The sequence below is a fragment of the Microvirga sp. Mcv34 genome, assembly GCF_024519725.1.
Classification (GTDB): Bacteria; Pseudomonadota; Alphaproteobacteria; order Rhizobiales; family Beijerinckiaceae; genus Microvirga.
The window spans coordinates 1-19,215 of sequence record NZ_JALJRK010000007.1; the positions used below are offsets into that span (position 1 = coordinate 1).

Below are 19,215 nucleotides of genomic sequence, written 5' to 3' on the forward strand. Positions count from 1 at the left end.
CAGCATCGCACAGCCCACCAGATTTCGGAATCACCCGTCAGTGACACAACACTAGAAAGACGACGACGCTGCGCATGAGACGCCTCCGTATGTCGTTCCAGGACGAGATGCTCACGCCGTCCACACGTTGCGTCAAGCCCAAACCATCGGATTGTCGAGATCACGCCTGATGCTTCAAGCTCTTGGTCCGGCGCTTCATTTCACCCGAATCCGGTTCCCGCTTTCGCGTTCGGCGCGCTGGATCAGCGCCACCGCTCCATGGCCCGGTCGTCGGCCTCCTTAGCGTCGACCCAGGCTCCGACGGTCCCGTCCGTGAGATGCTCGCGCTTCCAGAACGGCGCGTGGGTCTTCAGGTAATCCATCAGGAACGAGGCGGCCTCGAAGGCCGCCTGGCGATGGGCGCTGGCCGCGAGCACGAGCACGATCTCCTCGCCCGGCCGGATCCTGCCGAAGCGATGGATGACCGTGAGGCCGAGCAGCGGCCAGCGGGTTTGCGCCTCATGGGCGATGCGGCCGATCTCAGCCTCCGCCATTCCTGGGTAATGCTCGAGTTCGAGAGCCGCGAGCCGCCCGCCCTCGTCCCGGCAGAGGCCCGTGAAGGCGACCACGGCGCCGATATCCGTCCTCCCCTCGGTCAGGGCGGCCGTCTCGCCGGCGGTCTCGAAAGGCTCGGCCTGGATGCGGATGGTGACGGCCATGGCGAACCGCTCCCTGGCAGGAGCTAGCCTCCCGTCATCGGCGGGAAGAAGGCGATCTCCTGCGCGCCCGCGATCCGCGCGTCGGGCTTCACATGGACATGGTCGATGGCGGCCCGGACGATGCCCTCGTTCTCGAAGGCGTATTCATATTCCTCCCCCCGGCCTTTCAGCCAGCGCACCAGATCGGCCACCGTGTCGATGCCCTCCGGCAGGGCCACCTGCTCGTCGGTCTTGCCGACCCGCTCCCGTACCCAGGCGAAATAGACGAGCTTCATGGCCTAGCCCTCGTCCATGAGGTGATGGATGCCGTTCTTGAAGTAATCCCAGCCCGTGTAGATCGTCAGGATGGCGGCGATCCACAAAAGGATCGTGCCGATGAGGATGTTGTTGGGCAGGACGGTCTCGCCGGCCGGGCCGGCGATCAGGAACCCGAGGGCCACGAGCTGAAGCGTCGTCTTCCATTTGGCCACCCGGCTGACGGGCACGCTCACCTTCAGCTCGGCCAGGAATTCCCGCAGGCCCGAAACCAGGATCTCGCGGCACAGGATGACGATGGCGGCCCAGAGCGCCCATCCCCGGATGGTGCCGTCGGCGACCAGCATGAGCAGGCTCGCGGCGACCAGGAGCTTGTCGGCGATCGGGTCCAGCATCCGCCCCAGGGCCGATTGCTGGGCGAAGGTGCGGGCCACGTAGCCGTCGAGGTAATCGGTGATGGCCGCGATGGCGAAGACCGCCAGGGCGAGCCAGCGGGACCAGTGGTCCTCGGGCCAGAACAGGAGAGCGACCACGGCCGGCACCGCGACGAGCCGACCGTAGGTCAGCATGTTCGCAAGGTTGAAAGCCTTCGAGCGGCCCAGGGAGGAAACGGTCTTCATGACACCTGCAGGAAGCATGAGGATGGTCGGTCCGTCAATCGGAGGGGCGGCCGTTGCGCACCGCCGTCGTGCCCCGAGCACGGCAATGTGAGGAGAGCCTGCCCGATCCAGCCGATATCCATGTCTATCCCCGCTCGTGGAAGAAGTCGTAGACCGCTCGAGCCGTGGCGGCATTGACGCCGGGCGCCTTCATCAGGTCCTCCAGGGCTGCCCGCTGGATCGCCTTGACGGTTCCGAAATGGTGCAGGAGCGCCCGTTTGCGAGTGGGCCCGATGCCGGCGATCTCGTCGAGCGGGTTCTTCACCAGCTCCCGTTTGCGCTTGGCCCGGTGTGCCCCGATGGCGAAGCGGTGGGCCTCGTCGCGGAGGCGCTGCACGAAATAGAGCGCGGGATCCCGCGGCGGCATCTTGAAAGGCGGCTGGCCCGGCTTGAAGAAAGTCTCGCGCCCGGCATCCCGGTCGCGCCCCTTGGCGATGCCGACCAGGGCCACGTCGTCCTCGCTGACGCCCACCTCGGCCAGGGCCTGCCTGGCCGCCTCCAGCTGCCCCTTGCCGCCGTCGATCAGGACCAGGTCCGGCCAGGCGGGAAAGGAATCGTCGCCCGGATGCCCGTCCGCCTCGGCGCCGCGCGGCTCCTCCTTCACCAGGCGGGCGAAACGGCGCTGCAGCATCTCGCGCATCATGCCGTAATCGTCGCCCGGCTTCAGGTCCTCGGACTTCATGTTGAAGGTGCGGTAATGCTGCTTCATGAAGCCGTTGACGCCCGCCACCACCATGGCGCCCACCGCATTGGTGCCCATGATGTGCGAGTTGTCGTAGACTTCCACGCGCCGCGGCGCCTTCGGCAGGCCGAAAGCCTGTCCCAGGGACACGAGGAGTTTCTGCTGCGATGACGTGTCGGCCAGGCGCCGGCCGAGCGCCTCACGGGCATTGCGCAGGGCGTATTCGATGAGCTGGCGCCGCTCGCCGCGCTGGGGCGAATGGATCTCGACCCGGGTCTCGGTCCGGGTGGAGAGGGCCGCCGCCATGAGCTCGGCATCCTCGATCTCGTGCGAGAGCAGGATCAGCCGCGGGGCAGGCTTGTCGTCGTAGAACTGCGCCATGAACGAGCCGAGGACCTCCTCCCGGCTCATGGACTTGTCGGCCTTCGGGAAATAGGCCCGGTTGCCCCAGTTCTGCCAGTTGCGGAAGAAGAACACCTCGACGCAGAACTGCCCCGCCTGCTCGTCGAGGGCGAAGACGTCAGCCTCCTCCACCGATTGCGTGTTGATGCCCTGCACGCCCTGGATGGCCGACAGGGCGGCCAGGCGGTCGCGGCAGCGCGCGGCGCGCTCGAATTCCAGCTCCTCGGCGGCCTGTTGCATCTCGTCCGTGATGCGCTGCTTCACGGCGTTCGACTTGCCCGACAGGAAGGCCCTGGCCTCCGAGACCAGCTCGGCGTAGTCCTCGTGCGAGATCTCGTTCGTGCACGGCCCCGAGCAGCGCTTGATTTGATAGAGAAGGCACGGCCGGGTGCGGTTCTCGTAATAGCTGTCGTTGCAGGAGCGCAGCAGGAATGCCCGCTGCAGGGCGTTGATGGTGCGGTTCACCGCCCAGACGCTGGCGAACGGTCCGTAATAATCCCCTTTGCGCTTCCGCGCGCCGCGATGCTTCACGAGCTGCGGCGCCTCGTGGTCGGCGGTGAGCAGGATATAGGGCAGCGATTTGTCATCCCGCAGCAGCACGTTGTAGCGGGGCTTGAGCTGCTTGATGAGGTTGGCTTCGAGCAGCAACGCCTCGGTTTCGGTCGCCGTGGTGACGAATTCCATCGAGGTGGTTTCGCCGATCATGCGGGCGATGCGGTTGGAATGCGCCTGCCCTCGCGCATAGGAGCCGACGCGGTTCTTCAGGCTCTTCGCCTTACCCACATAGAGCACGTCGCCCTTGCCATCGAGCATGCGGTAGACGCCGGGCGCATTGGGAAGGGTGTTCCAGAAATGCCGGATGACCTCGGTGCCGCGCTGGACCGAGCCCGGATTGGCCTCCAGGTCGAACTCGACATCCGAGCCGCTTTCGACGGCAACGGCCTCGTCGTCTTCCTCGTTGTCCAGAATATCGGGCGGAACGTCGTTGGTGGTGTTGCGACTCATGGGGGAGATTTAGGGATTCCCGGTCGTTCAGGAAAGTCCCGTTCCCACCCCGACGGGTCGGATGGCAGAGGGCCATTCAACGGGCTGGCTCTTGTCCAAGACGGCCGGCCAGGGGCGATGCCTCGTTGAATGCCATGGCCGACCCGAACCGGCCATGACGTGGGCAGCCAAGGTTCAGACGATCGCGAAGTCGAGGTGGCTCAGCTTCAGGTTCTTCGCCAGCTTGGCGATCTCGATCGCCTCCTTGGCGCCGGAGCCGTCCGCATCGTAGGAGAGGATGCCGGTCTTCTTGTCGTAGACCACGTAGTCGTTCTTGTCCCCGGCCTGCTTGCCGATCTTGAATAACTTCTTGTTCAGGGCCACGGGCATGGTTTCGGTCCCCGCCTTGCCGAGCTTCTTGAAGATGGCGTTGTCGAGCCAGATCTTGTCCTCGCCGGGCTTGAAGTCGGCAATCGTGTCGAAGTTCACCTTGCGGTCCGTCTTGGCCGTGCCGAGCTTGGCGTTGAACACGAAGACGTCCGCGCCGTTCAGGCCCTTGAGCGTGTCGTTGCCATATCCTCCGTAGAACTTGTCATCGCCCCAGCCGCCCGCGAGCGCATCTTTGCCCTTGGTACCAATCCGGATGAAGCCAGAAGTGTTCGAAGGATCAGTACCAGGAGGGATAGCATAACCAGTATCAAAGACCTGAAAGTGAAATCCGCTTCCTCCTGTGTAGGAGTGCCAGCTCACCAATAAGCGGCCATCGCTTAAGATTCCAAGATCTCCTGTAGCCTGATAATCCTCCGCACTCAGATGCGCGAGCATGGGCGCGGTGACGACAGCGCCTGTCGCCGAATAGGTTGCGACGCAGACGTTAGAGTCGTTGGCGTCGGAGGTGTCGAGGACAAGGGCGAAACCTCCGTCCAGCAATGCCCCAAGCGTGATGCCGCTCACGTTTCCATCCGCGACAGAATGGAGGGTAACCTCACTCCCGACAGGCGCTCCCTGAGAGCTGATGATCCGTGCCTTGGCCGCAACGGATCCGTCGGTGTTCACCTCTCGCCATGCGACAACAAAGTTTCCGTCCGCCAGACCAACCACCTGTGCCTGTGGAACCTCCGTCGAGATCGTCTTGATGAGCGTCTCCGTGATCGAGCCGTCAGGCTGCCGCAGATAGGCTTTTATTTCGTTTCCCGAACCTGATGCGGCCTGACTAGTGGTCACCGTAACGTAGCCGCCTCCCCTCAACCCAGCGATTACACTGGTGTGTGCTGGAGAAATGCCGGAGACCGTTCCCGCGACGCCACTGCGGTCGAAGGCGATGCTTTTGGTGCCGCCGTGATCATAGCTCATGGCATAGCCGCCATCAGCGAGAGCTGTGAGGGTAGGATTGCGTACGCCACCTGAACCAACTTGACTTGAGGCAACTTGGACGGAAGCGTTGAACACGGATCCGTCGGAATTGAAGATCCCCGTTTCCAGCGTGACAATGTCATCCGTCGTAGAGTTGCTATCTGGTCCGCGCACCACACGTTGCCAAGCGACTGCGAAGCGGCCATTGGTCAGGGAGGTCACGGCAAGATCGAAGATCTCTCCTGACGTATAGGATTTGAGAACGAGGCTTCCACCAAGAGCCACACCGGTAGGAGAGACGATTTGGCCAACCAGATCGTTGCTTCCATTGAATCCGGATCGGACTCCGAGGAAAAGAGTGTTTCCGCTCGTAAGGGTTGTGCCGAAACGGAGTTCGTTGGAATTGAGGATCCACTCAGATCCACTACGGGTCAAAGACATGTTTCAGCCCCAAATCAATATGTAATTGAGTTACCACTGCCTTTGATGGGAGTCTATGCCCGGCTCCTCATCCTCCGGCTTCAAAATGCCCGCATAGACTATCTCCCATACCCCGGCTAAACGGCTAAGCTCCCGGGAAGTCAGCGGAGCCCATCATGCGCCTGTCGATCGTTACGTCAGCCGTCGTCGCGGCCCTGGTGGGATTCGGCAGCACGATCGCCATCATCATCGCGGCCGCCCAGGCGGTGGGAGCCGATGCGGCGCAGACCTCGTCCTGGGTCGCGGCTCTGTGCCTGTCCATGGCGGCGACCGCCGGATACCTGAGCGTCCGCTACCGGATGCCCGTCGTGACTGCCTGGTCGACGCCGGGCGCCGCCCTCATCGCGGCCTCCACGGGCATCTCCATCCATGCGGCCGTCGGGGCCTTCCTCCTGGTGGGCGGCCTCATTGTGCTCGCGGGCCTCATCAGACCTTTCGGGCGGATGATCGAACGCATCCCCACCTCCATCGCGGCCGCGATGCTGGCCGGCGTCCTGCTGCAATTCGTGGTCGGGGTCTTCCAAAGCGCCCAAGGCGCGCCGGGCCTCGTCCTGCCCCTCGTCGGCATCTTCCTCGTGACGCGCCTGTTTAATCCGGCGCTCGCCGTCCTGGCGGTGCTCTTCGTCGGCCTCGGCATCGCCTTCGGCGGCGGCATGGCCCGGCCGCTCACGTCCGACTTCACCCTGTCCACCCTCACCTTCATTGCGCCCGCCTGGGACGTCACGGCCCTGATCGGCCTCGGGCTACGAGCCGCCCTCCAGCCCGATCCTCGCCGTGACCGGGCTCGCTTCGATCGTGAGTGCCTTCTTCGGCGCCCATACGAGCAACCTCGCGGCGATCTCGGCCGCGATCTGCACCGGACCCGACACGCATCCCGATCCAAGAAAGCGCTGGATGGTCGGGCCCTTCTACGCCCTGAGCTATCTCGTCTTCGCCGCCTTCAGCGCCGCCCTCATCGGCCTGATCGCCGCGCTGCCGCCCGAACTGATCAAGACTGTCGCGGGCCTCGCCCTCATGGGGGCCTTCATGGGCGCCCTGACCTCCGCCCTCTCGGAGGATTCGAAGCGTTTCCCGGCCATCGTCACCCTCGTGGTCACGGCCTCCGGTCTCACCCTCTTCGGCATCGGCTCGGCCTTCTGGGGGCTCGTGGCCGGTCTCGTAACGCTCGGGCTCGATTTCATGGCCGTCGCCTGGCGCAAGCGCGGCTGATCTGGACGGCTGCCTCCGTTAAGCTTAATACTTCGTTACGAAGAACAAGAATGGGGGAACTCATGGCCGGTTTGAAACGCTGGGGACAGGTCGCTGTCATCGCGCTTGCGGCTGGTTTGGGAGGATGCAGGGTGGCCTGCATGACCGCATGCCATATCGTGAACGGCTCGCCGGAGGGTGTCCCCGTCGCCCTAGAGAGCATCGACGGGGCCCCAGCTCCGATCCGCACCGCCCTGGTCGACGAACTGACCAATGCCGCCACCGACCGCAAGGTCGATCTCGTGGGCGCCAGCGCCCAGGCGCGCTACCGGGTCCGCGGCTATCTCTCGACCTCGACCGAGGACGGGGAGACAAAGGTGGCTTATGTCTGGGACGTGTTCGATGCCCAGAAGCGCCGGGCTAAGCGCCTGGCCGGCTCGAGTCCCGTCCCGGCGTCGTCGATCTCGGCCCTCGACAAGGCGGCGCTCGCCAAGCTGGCGCAGGCCAGCATGGACGAGATCGCCGAGTTCCTGACCGCCTCGAAATCGGAAACAGCCTCCGAACCCCCGGCCGCTCCCGGAACAGCCATTCAAACGGCGGAGGTCTCAGGCGAGGAATCTGCGGTCGCGATGCAGTGAGCGCATGGCAGTGGGCCAAACTTGCAGCGGATTGGAAGCCTTCCATCTATTGTGACGGCTCCGTATCGCTGCTAAGAGCCTTGCGCCCAGCCGTGCAGGGATTATGGCGTTGCGCAGCGGGTGTTATCGGTCACTCGAAGCCAAAGTTGCTTGCATGAAGCTCGTTGCGGGAAATTCCAATCGTCCGCTGGCGGAGGCCATCTCCGCCTATCTCAATGTCCCGTTGGCCAAGGCCCAGGTCAAGCGCTTCGCGGACATGGAAGTCTTCGTCGAGATTCAGGAGAATGTGCGCGGCGAGGATGTGTTCATCATCCAGTCGACCTCGTTCCCCACGAACGACCACCTGATGGAACTCCTGATCATCACGGATGCGCTTCGTCGCTCGTCGGCAAAGCGTATCACGGCGGTGATCCCCTATTTCGGCTACGCGCGGCAGGACCGGCGCATGTCGGGCCGCACACCGATCTCGGCCAAGCTCGTCTCCAACCTCATCACCCATGCGGGCGTCGACCGGGTGCTGACGCTGGATCTCCATGCCGGCCAGATCCAAGGCTTCTTCGACATCCCGACCGACAACCTGTTCTCGGCCCCGGCGCTCGCGCGCGACATCAAGGATCACCTCGAAGGCGGCAACCGCATGGTGGTCTCGCCCGACGTGGGCGGCGTGGTGCGCGCCCGCGCGCTCGCCAAGCGCATCGACGCCCAGCTCGCCATCGTGGACAAGCGCCGCGAACGCCCGGGTGAATCCGAGGTGATGAACATCATCGGCGACGTGTCCGGCCGCTCCTGCATCCTCGTCGACGATATCGTCGATTCCGGTGGTACCCTGGTGAACGCCGCCGACGCCCTCCTGGCCAATGGAGCCAAGGAAGTCTACGCTTACATCACCCACGGCGTGCTCTCGGGCGGCGCGGTGGCCCGCATCGCCAGCTCCCGCCTGAAGGAGCTCGTGATCACCGATTCCATCATGCCGACGGAAGCCGTGAAGGTGGCCCACAACATCCGGGTCATCTCCATCGCGCCCCTCATGGGCGAGGCCATCGGCCGCACGGCGACGGAAAGCTCGGTGTCGAGCCTGTTCGACTGAGTCGAGCAATCTTGCATTTTCGGTAGTTATTATCTATAAGCCGCCTCGCGCCCGCTCGACACCCTTGGAGGCACGGGCGCGGACCTCATGGCCGCCGGCTGGTTCTTTAAAAGAGCCCGGGCGGCCATCGGTTTTTAACTCCCATTTTAAGGACCACGACCATGAGCGAAATTAAGCAAATCAAGGCCGTGGCGCGCGACCGGGCCGGCAAGGGGGCCGCCCGGGCCGTTCGTCGCCAAGGCCAAGTTCCCGCCGTTATCTACGGTGCCGGTCAGCCCGCCCAGGCGATTGCTCTCGACTTCAACCAGACCAAGCAGCTGATCTTCGCCGGTCACTTCCTGACCACGATCTTCGAGATCGACGTCGACGGCCAGACGGTCCGCGCCATTCCGCGCGACTACCAGCTCGACCCGGTGCGCGACTTCCCCGTCCACGTCGACTTCCTGCGCCTTGCGCAGGGTCAGGCGATCAAGGTCGTGGTGCCGGTGCACGTGGTCGGCCAGGAGAAGAGCCCGGGCCTCAAGCGCGGCGGCGCTCTCCAGATCGTCGAGCACTCGGTGGAACTCCTCGTTCCGTCCGACGCGATCCCGGACTACATCGAGGCTTCGGTCGATGGTCTCGACATCGGCTCCTCGATCCACCTGAACGACATCGCCCTGCCGAAGGGCGCCAAGGCCACCTCCACGGAGAACGTGACCCTCGTCACCGTCGTGGCCCCGACCGGCCTCACGGAAACGGACGCGGCTCCGGCGGCTGCTGAAGGCACCGCAGCGGCCTAAAGGCCTCATCGGGCGTTTCAAGCCCATTGACCGGCTTCGACGCTCCGACCGCAAGGCCGGAGCGTTTCTTATGAGCAGGACCAAGCGATGCGCCTCTTCGTCGGCCTCGGCAATCCCGGATCGCGCTATGCCAGGAACCGTCACAATATCGGTTTCATGGCCGTGGACGAGATCGCCCGCGCGCACAATGCGGGCCCCTGGCGCAAGCGTTTCCAGGCGGAAGCGGCCGACGCGGTGATCGGCGGCGAGAAGGTTCTGCTGATCAAGCCGCAGACCTACATGAACCTGTCCGGTCAGGCCGTGGGAGAAGCGCAGAACTTCTTCAAGATCCCGCTCCACGACGTGACGGTCTTCTACGACGAACTCGACCTTCCCCCGGCCAAGCTGCGCGTGAAGATCGGCGGCGGCAATGCCGGCCATAACGGCCTGCGCTCGATCTCGGCCCATTGCGGCAACGATTATCGCCGCGTGCGCCTCGGCATCGGCCATCCGGGCCACAAGGCGCTCGTTCAGAACCATGTTCTGGGCGATTTCGGGAAGAGCGAGGAGGCCTGGGTCGACGACCTGTGCCGGATCATCGCGGACAGCGCCGCCCTCCTGGCCAAGGGAGAGGACGGCAGTTTTCAGAACAAGGTCCACCTCGCCATGGAGGCGAGAGGCTGGACGGACGTGAAGCGGCCGGGCGAAAAGGCCGCCGAGAAATAGAGCATCGAACGCAAGAGCGGGAACCGGTTTTGCGTGGAAAGATGCGAAAAACAAACGATGAGAGCATCGGCTGTGAGCTCGAGTTCACAGCCGACGCTCTAGACATTCACGCTGGCGGACGCCGGCCATGACAAGGAGTGAGGCCATGGGCTTCAAGATGGGCATCGTCGGCCTGCCGAACGTGGGCAAGTCCACCCTCTTCAACGCGCTGACGCAGACCGCCGCCGCGCAGGCGGCCAATTACCCGTTCTGCACCATCGAGCCCAATGTGGGCGACGTGGCCGTGCCGGACGAGCGGCTCGACCAGCTCGCGTCCATCGCCGGCTCGGCGCAGATCATCCCGACCCGCCTCACCTTCGTGGACATCGCGGGCCTCGTGCGCGGCGCGTCCCGCGGCGAAGGGCTCGGCAACCAGTTCCTCGCCAATATCCGCGAGGTCGATGCCATCGCCCATGTGGTGCGCTGCTTCGAGGACACGGACATCACCCATGTCGAAGGCAAGATCGATCCGATCGCCGACATCGAGACCATCGAGACCGAGCTGATGCTGGCGGACCTCGACAGCCTCGAGAAGCGCGTCACCGCGCTCGAGAAGAAGGCCAAGGGCAACGACAAGGAAGCCAAGGAAACCCTCGACCTCGTCAACCGTTGCCTGCCGCTCCTGCGCGACGGCAAGCCCGCCCGCATCGTGGAGCGCAAGCCCGAGGAAGAGCGCCTGTTCCAGATGCTCGGCCTCCTGTCCTCCAAGCCCGTGCTGTACGTCTGCAACGTCGAGGAAGCCTCCGCCGACAAGGGCAACGCGTTCTCCGCGCGCGTCTTCGAGCGGGCCAAGGAAGAAGGCGCCAAGGCCGTGGTCGTCTCGGCCAAGATCGAGAGCGAGATCGCCGTTCTGCCACCCGACGAGCAGACGGATTATCTCGAAGCCGTGGGCCTCGAGGAACCCGGCCTCAACCGCGTGATCCGCGCCGGCTACGATCTCCTCGGCCTCATCACCTACTTCACCGTCGGCCCCAAGGAAGCCCGCGCCTGGACGATCACCAAGGGCACCAAGGCTCCGGCCGCCGCCGGCGTGATCCATACGGATTTCGAGAAGGGCTTCATCCGCGCCGAAACGATCGCATACACGGACTACACCTCCCTCAAGGGCGAAGCGGGCGCGCGCGATGCCGGCAAGCTGCGGCTGGAAGGCAAGGAATACACCGTGCAGGACGGCGACGTGATGCACTTCCGGTTCAATACCTGAGGCCTCCGCCACGCTTGAGAGGATAGCTCTCTTACGTCCTCTCCACGTCATGGCCGGCCTTGTGCCGGCCATCTCGATCCGAGAAGCGCAGCGCTCTTCCCATCGGGATCACCGGCACAAGGGCGGTGATGACAAGCGAGGTCGATAATCCCCCTCCCCAACCTGTCAATTTCCTGAACGCGCGCTTTTCCGTCCGTTCAGGGCCGCCATGCGACAAGGCCTGCATTGAGGATATGATCCATGCAGGCTTTATTCGATACCTTCGTCTCTCCCGGGCTCGGCCAGGCCGAATTCTTCGTCGGCGTTCTCATGGCCTGCGGCTTTCTCATGATTGGTATTTCGGCCCTGCTCCCCAAGCGAGGCGCCGACAAGCTCGAATGGTGGGAGCGATAATCCTCTTCACGGCAGGCGCAGCGCCTTCGGGCCGATCCCGAGGCCGATCTGCAGGCTCTCCGCGATGCGGCGTGCACGCTCCACGAAGAAGGCCGCTACGTCCGGCTCGCAGATCTCGCCAGCCGTCGCCTCGAACAGCGTCAGCCAGCGCGTGAAGAGCTCCGGCGTGAGCTGAAGGCCGAAATGCGCTGCCTGGGGCTTGCCCTGGTAGCGCCCGGTCCGCAGCGCAATCGAGGACCAGAAATCCACCATCAGGGCCAGGTGCCGGCTCCAGCGGCCGGAGAGCGCCTTATGGAAGATGGGACCGAGTTCCGGATCGCGGATCACCCGGTCGTAGAACGTCTCCACAAGCTCGCGGATCAGCTCCTCCGAGACGCCCTCGGCCGGGCTGATGATCGGGATGCTGCGGCCTGTGGCGGCTGAATGGGCCAAAGCGGAACTCCTCTTGAGCCGAGCGGGATGGGAGCATCATGCTCCCATCCCGCTCCAGCAATCCTTGCTGCAGATCAAGTCGTCAATGGTGGCCATGGTCTGCCAGCGGCTTCACCTGCGGGCCATGGGGATATTCCTTGCTGTGGGAATGTGTCGTCAGTTCGATCTGCTGACCGGCACCACCCTCGGCCCCATAGAAGACCCCGTGGAGCCCCCAATAGCCGCTCACCAGCAACACGAGGGCGACGGCCAAGCCCGTCGGGACCGAAGCCAGACTGCCGAAGCGCGGCAGGGTATTCGGCATCTTGACGGCAATGGCCTTGGCCTCGCGGCAGGGATCGGCGGCAACGAGGAACAGAGCCGCCATGATCAGGGCATGGCCGACGAGGTCGATGCGGCCGAACGGATAGACGGCGGTGAAGAAGATCAGCAGCAGCGACACGGCCGAGAGACGGCGCACCAGCGGGGTCCAGAGCAGGCCGAAGCCAAGGGTGAATTCCGCAACGCCCGCCATCGGGATGAACACGTCGCGCGGCATGCCGAAGGTCAGGAAGGGCTTCTCTTCGACGAGCGGGTAGAACCAGTTGGGATAGGCGAACTTTTCCAGGCTCGACCACATGAGCGCGATTGCGATGCCCCAGCGCAGAGCCAGGAACCGGCGGTCACGCCATTTCTCGTCGTGTGAGGAGGCCAGCACCAGATAGGCCGCAACGCCGACACCGAGCGCCAGATAGTCGAGCAGATGAAAGAGATCGTATTCACGCAGAGCCACGACCCATAGGGCGATGATGCCGGCCGCCGCGATCGGCATGGTCCTGCGCGAGAACACGCAGGCGGCGATCAGGAGCTGCGCCCACGAGATCAGTTCGGAATCGGTCTTGAGGTCCGGGGTGAGATAGATGCCGCCGACCGCGAAGATGGCAACGAAGAAGGCCGCGATGGACGAACGCATGAAATCGTCCGAGCGGCTCCAAAGCGGGGCGCTCATCCTGTCGAGGCCCGCCTGGACAGCGCGACCCAAGGCCATGCGCTCGACCGCGAGCGTGGCGAGGAAGAAGGCGAGCACCAGGCCGATGCCGGTCCAGAACCATGGATTGGTCAGTGTGGCGCCGATCGGCTGCGGAGCGGCATCGACGATATAGGGGGCGAACCACTTCACGTGGGCCTGGGCCGGCAATGTCCAGCTTGCGCCGGCACCGAGGGTGAGAAGTCCCGCCGCGGCACGCCCGATGGAACGCAGATTTCTTGCTCTTGGCCCGCGCGGCATCTGGCCCTTCGCGGCAGTTTCGGTACGCATGACATCCTCGTTATGGGAAATCGTTCTTGGACAAACGAGGACATAGCCCTATCCCGGGGGCACGAACATTCAGTTCATATCCCTAAGGGCTTTTCCGTAGCGGCATCATAGACTTGGCCTTAACGCGACCGTCCTGTGGGAGTTGGCCTTACGCTGCGGACGGATCGTTCCTGAACCTTGATCGTTGAAGACATGTCATCTTCAATGCGCGACCATGCAGCTTCACCATCGGCACGACTGGAATCTCTCCCCCTCCGAAGCCATCGCCCTTCAGCAGCAGCTGAGGACGGAGGTCGTGTCTGACCAACCCATCGACCTGGATGCGGTCAGGCTCGTAGCCGGCGTCGACGTGAGCGTGAAGAACGAGCAGTCGCAGGCGGCCATCGTGGTGGTGACCTATCCGGGCTTCCTGCCGGTCGAGACCGTACTGGCGCAGCGCCCGACGCCCTTTCCCTATGTTCCGGGCCTCCTGAGCTTTCGCGAAGGGCCGGTCCTCGAAGAGGCCTTCGAGAAACTGAAATCCGAGCCGGACGTCTTTCTCTTCGACGGCATGGGCATCGCCCATCCCCGCCGCATCGGCATCGCCAGCCATATGGGCCTGTGGCTGCAGCGTCCCACCATCGGCTGCGGCAAGACGCTCCTGTGCGGACGCTACAAGGACCTGGGCGAGGAGAAAGGCTCCGCCGCCCCCTTGGTCGACCGCAAGGAGACCATCGGCGTGGCCCTGCGCACCCGCACGGCCAAGAACCCCATGTTCATCTCGCCCGGGCACCTGGCCGATATTCCCACGGCGGCGGAGCTCGTCCTGCGCTGTTCTCCAAAGTATCGCTTGCCCGAACCGATCCGCCTGGCGCACAACGCGGCTGGACAATTCAGTCCCCTCCCGGCCTGACCCTGAGGCGATACGCTCAAACCGCATCGATCGAGACCATGCCCCGCTACGCTTTCGAAGATTTCACGCCCGGCTCCGCCCGGATGCTCGGCCCGACCGTCGTCACCAAGGAGGCACTGCTCGCCTTCGCTCGGGAATACGACGCGCAGCCCTTCCACGTGGATGAGGTCGCGGCCAAGGACAGCTTCATCGGCACGCTCATCGCCTCCGGATGGCACACCTGCAGCATCAACATGCGCCTGCTGGCCGACGAGGTGATTCTCGATTCCACGTCCCTGGGCTCTCCGGGGATCGAGGAGGTGAAATGGCTGAAGCCCGTCAGGCCGGGCGACGCCCTGCGCTCGCGCATGACGATCCTCGAGAGCCGCCCTTCGGCCAGCCGCCCCTCCCTCGGCCTCGTGCGCTTCCAGTTCGAGATGTTGAACCAAGAGGACGAGGCCGTCTTCGCGCAGAAGAACTGGATCATGTTCGGCCGCCGCGATGCGGAACCCGTCAGGGGATCCGGTCCAGGCGTCCTGTCCGCGGCCGCCGCAGCCATGCCGGACCACACGCCGGCGCGTGAGCTGCCGCATATCTCCTCCAACCCGTATTTCGAGGATCTCGTAATCGGCGAGACGGAGGAGCTCGGCTCCCACACCTTCACGCCGGACGACATCATCGGCTTTGCCCGGCAGTTCGACCCGCAGCGTTTCCATGTGGACGCGGAGGCCGCGAAGGACAGCCTGTTCGGCGGGCTCTGCGCCTCTGGCTGGCATACGGCGAGCGCCTGGATGAAGCAGATGGTCGGCTACCGCGACCGCATCCGGGCCTATGCGCTGGCCCATGGCGGCCGGCCCGCCCGGCTCGGCCCCTCCCCCGGCTTCTCGAACCTGAAATGGCTCAAGCCCGTCTATGCGGGCGACACGATCACCTACCGCACGACCGTGTCATCCAAGCGCGCCTCGGCCTCGCGGCCCGGCTGGGGACTGGTGTTCCACCACAACACCGGCACAAACCAGCATGGAGAAGAGGTGTTCGCCTTCGACGGCATGGTGTTCTGGGAACGGCGAGCCTAAAGCATCGAACGCACAAGCCGGCACCGGTTTTGCGTGGGAAGATGCGATAAGCTAGCCCGCCTCCGAAGCCTCGGCCCGCGCGCGCGTCTCCTCGTCGAGAACCGCCCGGATCCCGGCGAGAACGGGATGGGCCGACGTCTGCTTCCGCCCGTAGCCGAGATTGAACGCGTAGTCGAAATCCGCCGGGTTGAGGCCCTGGTTGTGCTGGAGGATCGTCTCGAGCTTGTCGAGCCCCTTGGCGAGAATCGCCTCGGGCGACGAGGCGGCCTCGTATTCCTCCCACAGGGCCAGGATCTCACTCCGCCTGTCGGAATGAAGTGCCCGGGTCAGGATTTGCAGATCAGCCCTCTCCTGGGCGGACTTGTCCATCCCTTCGGTCTGCACGATGGCCGGAATGTCTCCGCTCAGGGCTTCGCCGAGATCGTGCACGATGCAGAGTTTGATGAGGCGCAGGAGATCGATGTCCTCGAACTCGTCCGAGAGCACGAGCGCCATGAGGCACAGCCGCCACGTATGCTCGGCCGTGCTCTCCGGGCGCCCGGTCGAGGTATAGCCGCTGCGCAGGGTGCTCTTGAGCCTCTCCGCCTCGCGCAGGAATTCCAGCGCTCCGAGGATGCGGTCACTTGCCATCGGCGGACTCTCAATGCCCCTCGAAGCTCACGAGGCTGCGCACCTCGACGCCGAGGTCGCGCAGCTTTTGAGCGCCGCCGAGATCCGGCAGGTCGATGATGAAGCAGGCGGCCACGATATTGGCGCCCATTTGGCGCAGCAGCTGGGTCGCGGCCACTGCCGTGCCACCGGTGGCGATGAGGTCGTCCACGAGGATTACCCGCTCGCCCTGGCCGATGGCATCCGTGTGGATCTCCATCTCGTCGACGCCGTATTCGAGCGAATAGGCGATCCGCACCGTCTCGTGCGGCAGCTTGCCCTTCTTGCGGATCGGCACGAATCCCGAGGAGAGCTGGTGCGCGATGGCCCCGCCGAGGATGAACCCGCGCGCCTCGATCCCCGCCACCTTGTCGACGCGCCCGCCGGCGAAGGGATGGACGAGCTCGTCCACCGCACGGCGGAAGGCCCGCGCATCGCCCAGCAGGGTCGTGATGTCCCGGAAGACGACGCCGGGCTTCGGGTAATCCGGGATCGACCGGATCGCGGCCTTCAGGTCGGTGATGAGACGCTGGTCCATGTTTGAGCCTGCCATAGGTAGAATTGTTGAGGTTATCCGAGGAGCCGTGCCATGGCCGAACAACCCTCCCGAACCGTTCTGACCGATATCGATATTCCCTTTGGAAGCCTTGTTCTCTTCTTCGTCAAGGCTTCGCTCGCGGTGATCCCGGCCGCCATCATCGTGAGCTTCGTCCTGGCGCTCATCAGCTGGATCATCGGCACCATCTTCGGCGTCAGTCATATGGGCTGGATGATGCGCTAGGTCGACGGCGCGTTCAGAACCCTGCCCGCCACCGCGTCCAGCTTCTTCATCCGCTCCGGATCGCGGGCCGAGGGTGCCGTCATGATGGCGCCGTCGAGCGCCCGGTCCGAACCCACGGGGCAAGGCTCGTGCTCGGCCGGAAAATCCCTGGCGACGCGGGCGACCAGGCTGGCCACCTTGCGGGCATTCTGGTGCGCGACGGCGACCACGGAGGCCACGTCGACATCGTCGTGCTCCTCATGCCAGCAATCGTAATCTGTCACCATGGCGATGGTCGCATAGGTGATCTCGGCCTCGCGGGCAAGCTTGGCCTCGGGCATGGCCGTCATGCCGATCACGTCGTAGCCGAGGTTCTTGTAGGTGATCGACTCGGCATAGGTGGAGAATTGCGGCCCCTCGATGCACACGAGCGTACCGTCGAGGGTGAACGGGATGTGCTCGGCCACCGCCGCATCGGCGATGCGCTGGCGCAGCAGGGGACCGACCGGATGCGCCATAGGCACATGGGCGACGCAGCCTAGACCGAAGAACGAGCTTTCGCGCTTGTGAGTGCGGTCCACGTACTGGTCCACCAGGACGAAGAAGCCGGGATAATACTCGTCCTTGAACGAGCCGCAGGCGGAGATCGAGATCAGGTCCGTGACGCCGGCCCGCTTCATCACGTCGACATTGGCTCGGTAGTTGATGTCCGAGGGCGAGAGGCGGTGGCCCCGCCCATGGCGCGGCAGGAACGCGACCTCGGTGCCGCCGATGCTCCCGACGCGCAGCACGTCCGAGGGTTCGCCCCAGGGAGAATCGACACGCATCTCGCGCATGTCCTCGAGCCCGGGCAGGTCGTAGACCCCCGATCCGCCGATGATGCCTAGAACCGCCTTCGCCATCTCGAATCCTCGCCTGTCTGGGCCCACGGCTCTTCATAGCCGACGGCAAGGCATGTCCCAAGCCTGACTGTCTTAAGCGCTCACCGTCCAGTCAAAGGGATCGCGGCGATTTCGTCCGTCACGAGGCAGGGAAAAAGGGTCTCCCGCACGAGTCTGATCTGCCTGACAGGCGCCGTGATGGAGACGGGCAGGCTCTCGATGCGCTCGACAACCTCATCTGGAACCGAGGCATGGGTCTGGTACCGCGCCAGGGTCGTGTGGATCAGGTCGTAGATGATCGGCTTCCGGCCGGGCGGCGGAGGAATGTCCCGGACGATCCTGTTCCGGATGGCCTCGATCAGGCCGGTTTCCTCGGTCGCCGTCGCGATGACGGCGGTGTCCGTGACCTTGAGGCGGGAGAAGCGCAGTTCCAGAGGCCGATGGCCTGTGCAGAGTTCGCCCAGGATCGCGCGGATCGGCCCGGCGACGCTCCGCCAGTAGGCGTCCTTGTCGAAATCGCCCTTGACCATCACCAGCGGGTAGATGGTGACGTGCAGGCCCGCATTGGGACCCACATGCAGGGGTTCGGGCCAGAGCTCCACGAAGCTCCGCTGCACCTGGGCGAGAGCCTCCCGGGTCTCGGGCTCCAGGCTGGGTTGGACGTGATAGGCGAGGCAGGGCTGCCCCCAGATATCGTCGGCGATCGTCTGCAACATGGGGACCGGGATAGAGCCGGCCCGGCATCCTGTCACCCGAAAAGAAAAAGGCCCCGGAGCGGGGCCTTGATCCTGGTCTTTAGGGATTGTGGGTCATCGGAGGCGTCGCGTGGCCTTCGACCTCGCCGCCCACCCGGGCCCAGACCTTCTTCTTCGTGAAGTAGAGAAGGCCGGACAGGACGATCAGGAACAGGATGACCTGGAAGCCGAGGCGCTTGCGAGCCTCGAGGTGCGGTTCCGCCGTCCACATCAGGAAGGCCGTGACGTCGCGGGCATACTGATCCACGGTCTCGGGCACCTGAGGCTGGCCCGCCTCATTCTTCGGATACTCGACCTGGCCGTCGCTGAGCGGCTTCGGCATGGCGATCACGTGGCCCGGATAGTAGTGGTTGTAGTGACCACCTTGGGGCACGTTGAAGCCCTGCGGAGCCTCCTCGTAGCCGTTGAGCAGCGCCGTCACATAATCTGCGCCGTTCTCGGAATACTGGCGGAACACGTCCGTGATGAACCAGGGGAAGCCGCGCTCATAGGTGCGGGCCTTGGGCATCAAGGACAGGTCCGGCGGAGCCTTGCCGCCATTCGCCGACGCGGCGGCGTTCTCGTTCGGGAACGGAGCCGGGAAGTGATCGGCCGGGCGGCCGGGCCGCTCGAACATGTCGCCGGCCTCGTTCGGGCCGTCCTGGACCTTGTATTCCGCCGCCAGGGCACGGACCTGCGCCTCGGAGAATTCCGGACCGCCGGGCTGGTGCAGGTTGCGGAAGGCCACGTAGTTCAAGGAATGGCAGGAGGCGCAGACCTCCCGATAGACCTTGAAGCCGCGCTGGAGCTGCGCCCGGTCGAAGGTGCCGAACGGACCCGCGAAGCTCCACTTGTGGATCGGCGGAACCGGGGTCTCGCCGGCCGCGAAGGCCGGAGCGGCCAGGCCGAGGACGGCGGCTGCGATGAGAAGAGTACGCTTCATCATAGTTATGTTTCCTCGACTCTCGCG

General features: G+C 64.5%; 22 protein-coding genes and 1 pseudogene. 10 read left to right on the forward strand and 13 right to left on the reverse strand.

Features of this window, described 5'->3' with window-relative positions; all coding sequences use genetic code 11:
* Positions 1-242 precede the first annotated feature (242 nt).
* The 6 genes from OC446_RS06070 to OC446_RS06095 all read right to left on the reverse strand — a co-directional run bounded on the left by OC446_RS06070 (position 243) and on the right by OC446_RS06095 (position 5,775).
* Entirely contained in the window at positions 243-698 is a 456-nt protein-coding gene (locus OC446_RS06070) for a molybdenum cofactor biosynthesis protein MoaE (RefSeq protein ID WP_262028157.1), read from the reverse strand.
* Positions 699-721: 23 nt separating this feature from the next.
* On the reverse strand, positions 722-973 hold the full coding sequence (gene moaD / locus OC446_RS06075) for a molybdopterin converting factor subunit 1 (RefSeq protein WP_262028158.1): 252 nt from the start codon (positions 971-973) through the stop codon (positions 722-724).
* 3 nt (positions 974-976) lie between these two features.
* The gene (gene pgsA / locus OC446_RS06080) at positions 977-1,573 is read right to left on the reverse strand and encodes a CDP-diacylglycerol--glycerol-3-phosphate 3-phosphatidyltransferase (RefSeq protein WP_262028159.1); all 597 of its coding nucleotides are present in this window, start codon (positions 1,571-1,573) and stop codon (positions 977-979) included.
* A gap of 124 nt (positions 1,574-1,697) precedes the next feature.
* On the reverse strand, positions 1,698-3,701 hold the full coding sequence (gene uvrC / locus OC446_RS06085) for an excinuclease ABC subunit UvrC (RefSeq protein WP_262028160.1): 2,004 nt from the start codon (positions 3,699-3,701) through the stop codon (positions 1,698-1,700).
* A 174-nt stretch (positions 3,702-3,875) separates the two neighbouring features.
* Positions 3,876-5,474 (reverse strand): M10 family metallopeptidase C-terminal domain-containing protein, encoded by a 1,599-nt coding sequence (locus tag OC446_RS06090; protein ID WP_262028161.1) that lies wholly within the window; start codon positions 5,472-5,474, stop codon positions 3,876-3,878.
* A 124-nt stretch (positions 5,475-5,598) separates the two neighbouring features.
* Positions 5,599-5,775, reverse strand: a complete 177-nt coding sequence (locus tag OC446_RS06095) for a hypothetical protein (protein WP_262028293.1) — start codon at positions 5,773-5,775, stop codon at positions 5,599-5,601.
* Here OC446_RS06095 and OC446_RS06100 point away from each other — a divergent pair.
* From OC446_RS06100 to OC446_RS06130, 7 genes and pseudogenes are all read left to right on the forward strand, one after another.
* Positions 5,690-6,722 (forward strand): annotated as a pseudogene (locus OC446_RS06100) (benzoate/H(+) symporter BenE family transporter). The gene OC446_RS06095 and the pseudogene OC446_RS06100 overlap by 86 nt on opposite strands.
* Positions 6,723-6,862: 140 nt before the next feature.
* Complete coding sequence (locus OC446_RS06105) at positions 6,863-7,339, forward strand: hypothetical protein (protein WP_262028162.1); 477 nt, start codon at positions 6,863-6,865, stop codon at positions 7,337-7,339.
* Between the two features lie 154 nt (positions 7,340-7,493).
* Positions 7,494-8,426 (forward strand): ribose-phosphate pyrophosphokinase, encoded by a 933-nt coding sequence (locus OC446_RS06110; RefSeq protein WP_262028163.1) that lies wholly within the window; start codon positions 7,494-7,496, stop codon positions 8,424-8,426.
* A gap of 161 nt (positions 8,427-8,587) precedes the next feature.
* Positions 8,588-9,205: a 50S ribosomal protein L25/general stress protein Ctc gene (locus OC446_RS06115; RefSeq protein WP_262028164.1), complete on the forward strand. Its 618-nt coding sequence runs from the start codon at positions 8,588-8,590 to the stop codon at positions 9,203-9,205.
* A gap of 87 nt (positions 9,206-9,292) precedes the next feature.
* Positions 9,293-9,910, forward strand: coding sequence for an aminoacyl-tRNA hydrolase (gene pth, locus OC446_RS06120; RefSeq protein ID WP_262028165.1), 618 nt, complete (start codon positions 9,293-9,295; stop codon positions 9,908-9,910).
* A 145-nt stretch (positions 9,911-10,055) separates the two neighbouring features.
* A complete protein-coding gene (ychF, locus tag OC446_RS06125) occupies positions 10,056-11,153 on the forward strand; it encodes a redox-regulated ATPase YchF (RefSeq protein WP_262028166.1) in 1,098 nt (365 codons plus the stop codon).
* A 240-nt stretch (positions 11,154-11,393) separates the two neighbouring features.
* Positions 11,394-11,546 carry a hypothetical protein gene (locus tag OC446_RS06130; RefSeq protein ID WP_262028167.1) on the forward strand — a complete coding sequence of 51 codons (153 nt, stop codon included), beginning with the start codon at positions 11,394-11,396 and terminating at the stop codon, positions 11,544-11,546.
* A gap of 6 nt (positions 11,547-11,552) precedes the next feature.
* Here the strand turns inward: OC446_RS06130 and OC446_RS06135 are convergent, their stop codons facing one another.
* Positions 11,553-11,978, reverse strand: a complete 426-nt coding sequence (locus tag OC446_RS06135) for a group III truncated hemoglobin (RefSeq protein ID WP_262028168.1) — start codon at positions 11,976-11,978, stop codon at positions 11,553-11,555.
* Between the two features lie 82 nt (positions 11,979-12,060).
* Entirely contained in the window at positions 12,061-13,275 is a 1,215-nt protein-coding gene (locus tag OC446_RS06140) for a hypothetical protein (protein ID WP_262028169.1), read from the reverse strand.
* A gap of 214 nt (positions 13,276-13,489) precedes the next feature.
* Between OC446_RS06140 and nfi the strand changes: the two genes are divergently transcribed.
* A complete protein-coding gene (gene nfi / locus OC446_RS06145; protein ID WP_262028170.1) occupies positions 13,490-14,167 on the forward strand; it encodes a deoxyribonuclease V in 678 nt (225 codons plus the stop codon).
* 38 nt (positions 14,168-14,205) lie between these two features.
* Positions 14,206-15,222, forward strand: a complete 1,017-nt coding sequence (locus OC446_RS06150; protein WP_262028171.1) for a MaoC family dehydratase — start codon at positions 14,206-14,208, stop codon at positions 15,220-15,222.
* A gap of 51 nt (positions 15,223-15,273) precedes the next feature.
* On the opposite strand, the gene OC446_RS06155 is transcribed toward OC446_RS06150, so the two are convergent.
* Positions 15,274-15,852, reverse strand: coding sequence for an HD domain-containing protein (locus OC446_RS06155; RefSeq protein ID WP_262028172.1), 579 nt, complete (start codon positions 15,850-15,852; stop codon positions 15,274-15,276).
* A 10-nt stretch (positions 15,853-15,862) separates the two neighbouring features.
* Positions 15,863-16,408: an adenine phosphoribosyltransferase gene (locus OC446_RS06160; RefSeq protein ID WP_262028173.1), complete on the reverse strand. Its 546-nt coding sequence runs from the start codon at positions 16,406-16,408 to the stop codon at positions 15,863-15,865.
* Positions 16,409-16,459: 51 nt separating this feature from the next.
* On the opposite strand from OC446_RS06160, the gene OC446_RS06165 reads away from it, so the two are divergent.
* Complete coding sequence (locus OC446_RS06165) at positions 16,460-16,651, forward strand: hypothetical protein (RefSeq protein WP_262028174.1); 192 nt, start codon at positions 16,460-16,462, stop codon at positions 16,649-16,651.
* On the opposite strand, the gene OC446_RS06170 is transcribed toward OC446_RS06165, so the two are convergent.
* The 3 genes from OC446_RS06170 to OC446_RS06180 form a co-directional block, all read right to left on the reverse strand.
* On the reverse strand, positions 16,648-17,532 hold the full coding sequence (locus tag OC446_RS06170; protein WP_262028175.1) for an S-methyl-5'-thioadenosine phosphorylase: 885 nt from the start codon (positions 17,530-17,532) through the stop codon (positions 16,648-16,650). The genes OC446_RS06165 and OC446_RS06170 overlap by 4 nt on opposite strands.
* A gap of 80 nt (positions 17,533-17,612) precedes the next feature.
* Positions 17,613-18,227, reverse strand: coding sequence for a 2'-5' RNA ligase family protein (locus OC446_RS06175; RefSeq protein WP_262028176.1), 615 nt, complete (start codon positions 18,225-18,227; stop codon positions 17,613-17,615).
* A gap of 79 nt (positions 18,228-18,306) precedes the next feature.
* The gene (locus tag OC446_RS06180; RefSeq protein WP_262028177.1) at positions 18,307-19,191 is read right to left on the reverse strand and encodes a cytochrome c1; all 885 of its coding nucleotides are present in this window, start codon (positions 19,189-19,191) and stop codon (positions 18,307-18,309) included.
* Positions 19,192-19,215 lie beyond the last annotated feature (24 nt).

Coding starts and splice junctions, on each gene's coding strand:
- OC446_RS06070 (WP_262028157.1), bottom strand. CDS start 698: ATGGCCGTCACCATCCGCATCCAGGCCGAGCCTTTCGAGACCGCCGGC.
- moaD (WP_262028158.1), bottom strand. CDS start 973: ATGAAGCTCGTCTATTTCGCCTGGGTACGGGAGCGGGTCGGCAAGACC.
- pgsA (WP_262028159.1), bottom strand. CDS start 1,573: ATGAAGACCGTTTCCTCCCTGGGCCGCTCGAAGGCTTTCAACCTTGCG.
- uvrC (WP_262028160.1), bottom strand. CDS start 3,701: ATGAGTCGCAACACCACCAACGACGTTCCGCCCGATATTCTGGACAAC.
- OC446_RS06090 (WP_262028161.1), bottom strand. CDS start 5,474: ATGTCTTTGACCCGTAGTGGATCTGAGTGGATCCTCAATTCCAACGAA.
- OC446_RS06095 (WP_262028293.1), bottom strand. CDS start 5,775: ATGGACAGGCACAGAGCCGCGACCCAGGACGAGGTCTGCGCCGCATCG.
- OC446_RS06105 (WP_262028162.1), top strand. CDS start 6,863: ATGACCGCATGCCATATCGTGAACGGCTCGCCGGAGGGTGTCCCCGTC.
- OC446_RS06110 (WP_262028163.1), top strand. CDS start 7,494: ATGAAGCTCGTTGCGGGAAATTCCAATCGTCCGCTGGCGGAGGCCATC.
- OC446_RS06115 (WP_262028164.1), top strand. CDS start 8,588: ATGAGCGAAATTAAGCAAATCAAGGCCGTGGCGCGCGACCGGGCCGGC.
- pth (WP_262028165.1), top strand. CDS start 9,293: ATGCGCCTCTTCGTCGGCCTCGGCAATCCCGGATCGCGCTATGCCAGG.
- ychF (WP_262028166.1), top strand. CDS start 10,056: ATGGGCTTCAAGATGGGCATCGTCGGCCTGCCGAACGTGGGCAAGTCC.
- OC446_RS06130 (WP_262028167.1), top strand. CDS start 11,394: ATGCAGGCTTTATTCGATACCTTCGTCTCTCCCGGGCTCGGCCAGGCC.
- OC446_RS06140 (WP_262028169.1), bottom strand. CDS start 13,275: ATGCGTACCGAAACTGCCGCGAAGGGCCAGATGCCGCGCGGGCCAAGA.
- nfi (WP_262028170.1), top strand. CDS start 13,490: ATGCAGCTTCACCATCGGCACGACTGGAATCTCTCCCCCTCCGAAGCC.
- OC446_RS06150 (WP_262028171.1), top strand. CDS start 14,206: ATGCCCCGCTACGCTTTCGAAGATTTCACGCCCGGCTCCGCCCGGATG.
- OC446_RS06155 (WP_262028172.1), bottom strand. CDS start 15,852: ATGGCAAGTGACCGCATCCTCGGAGCGCTGGAATTCCTGCGCGAGGCG.
- OC446_RS06160 (WP_262028173.1), bottom strand. CDS start 16,408: ATGGACCAGCGTCTCATCACCGACCTGAAGGCCGCGATCCGGTCGATC.
- OC446_RS06165 (WP_262028174.1), top strand. CDS start 16,460: ATGGCCGAACAACCCTCCCGAACCGTTCTGACCGATATCGATATTCCC.
- OC446_RS06170 (WP_262028175.1), bottom strand. CDS start 17,532: ATGGCGAAGGCGGTTCTAGGCATCATCGGCGGATCGGGGGTCTACGAC.
- OC446_RS06175 (WP_262028176.1), bottom strand. CDS start 18,227: ATGTTGCAGACGATCGCCGACGATATCTGGGGGCAGCCCTGCCTCGCC.
- OC446_RS06180 (WP_262028177.1), bottom strand. CDS start 19,191: ATGATGAAGCGTACTCTTCTCATCGCAGCCGCCGTCCTCGGCCTGGCC.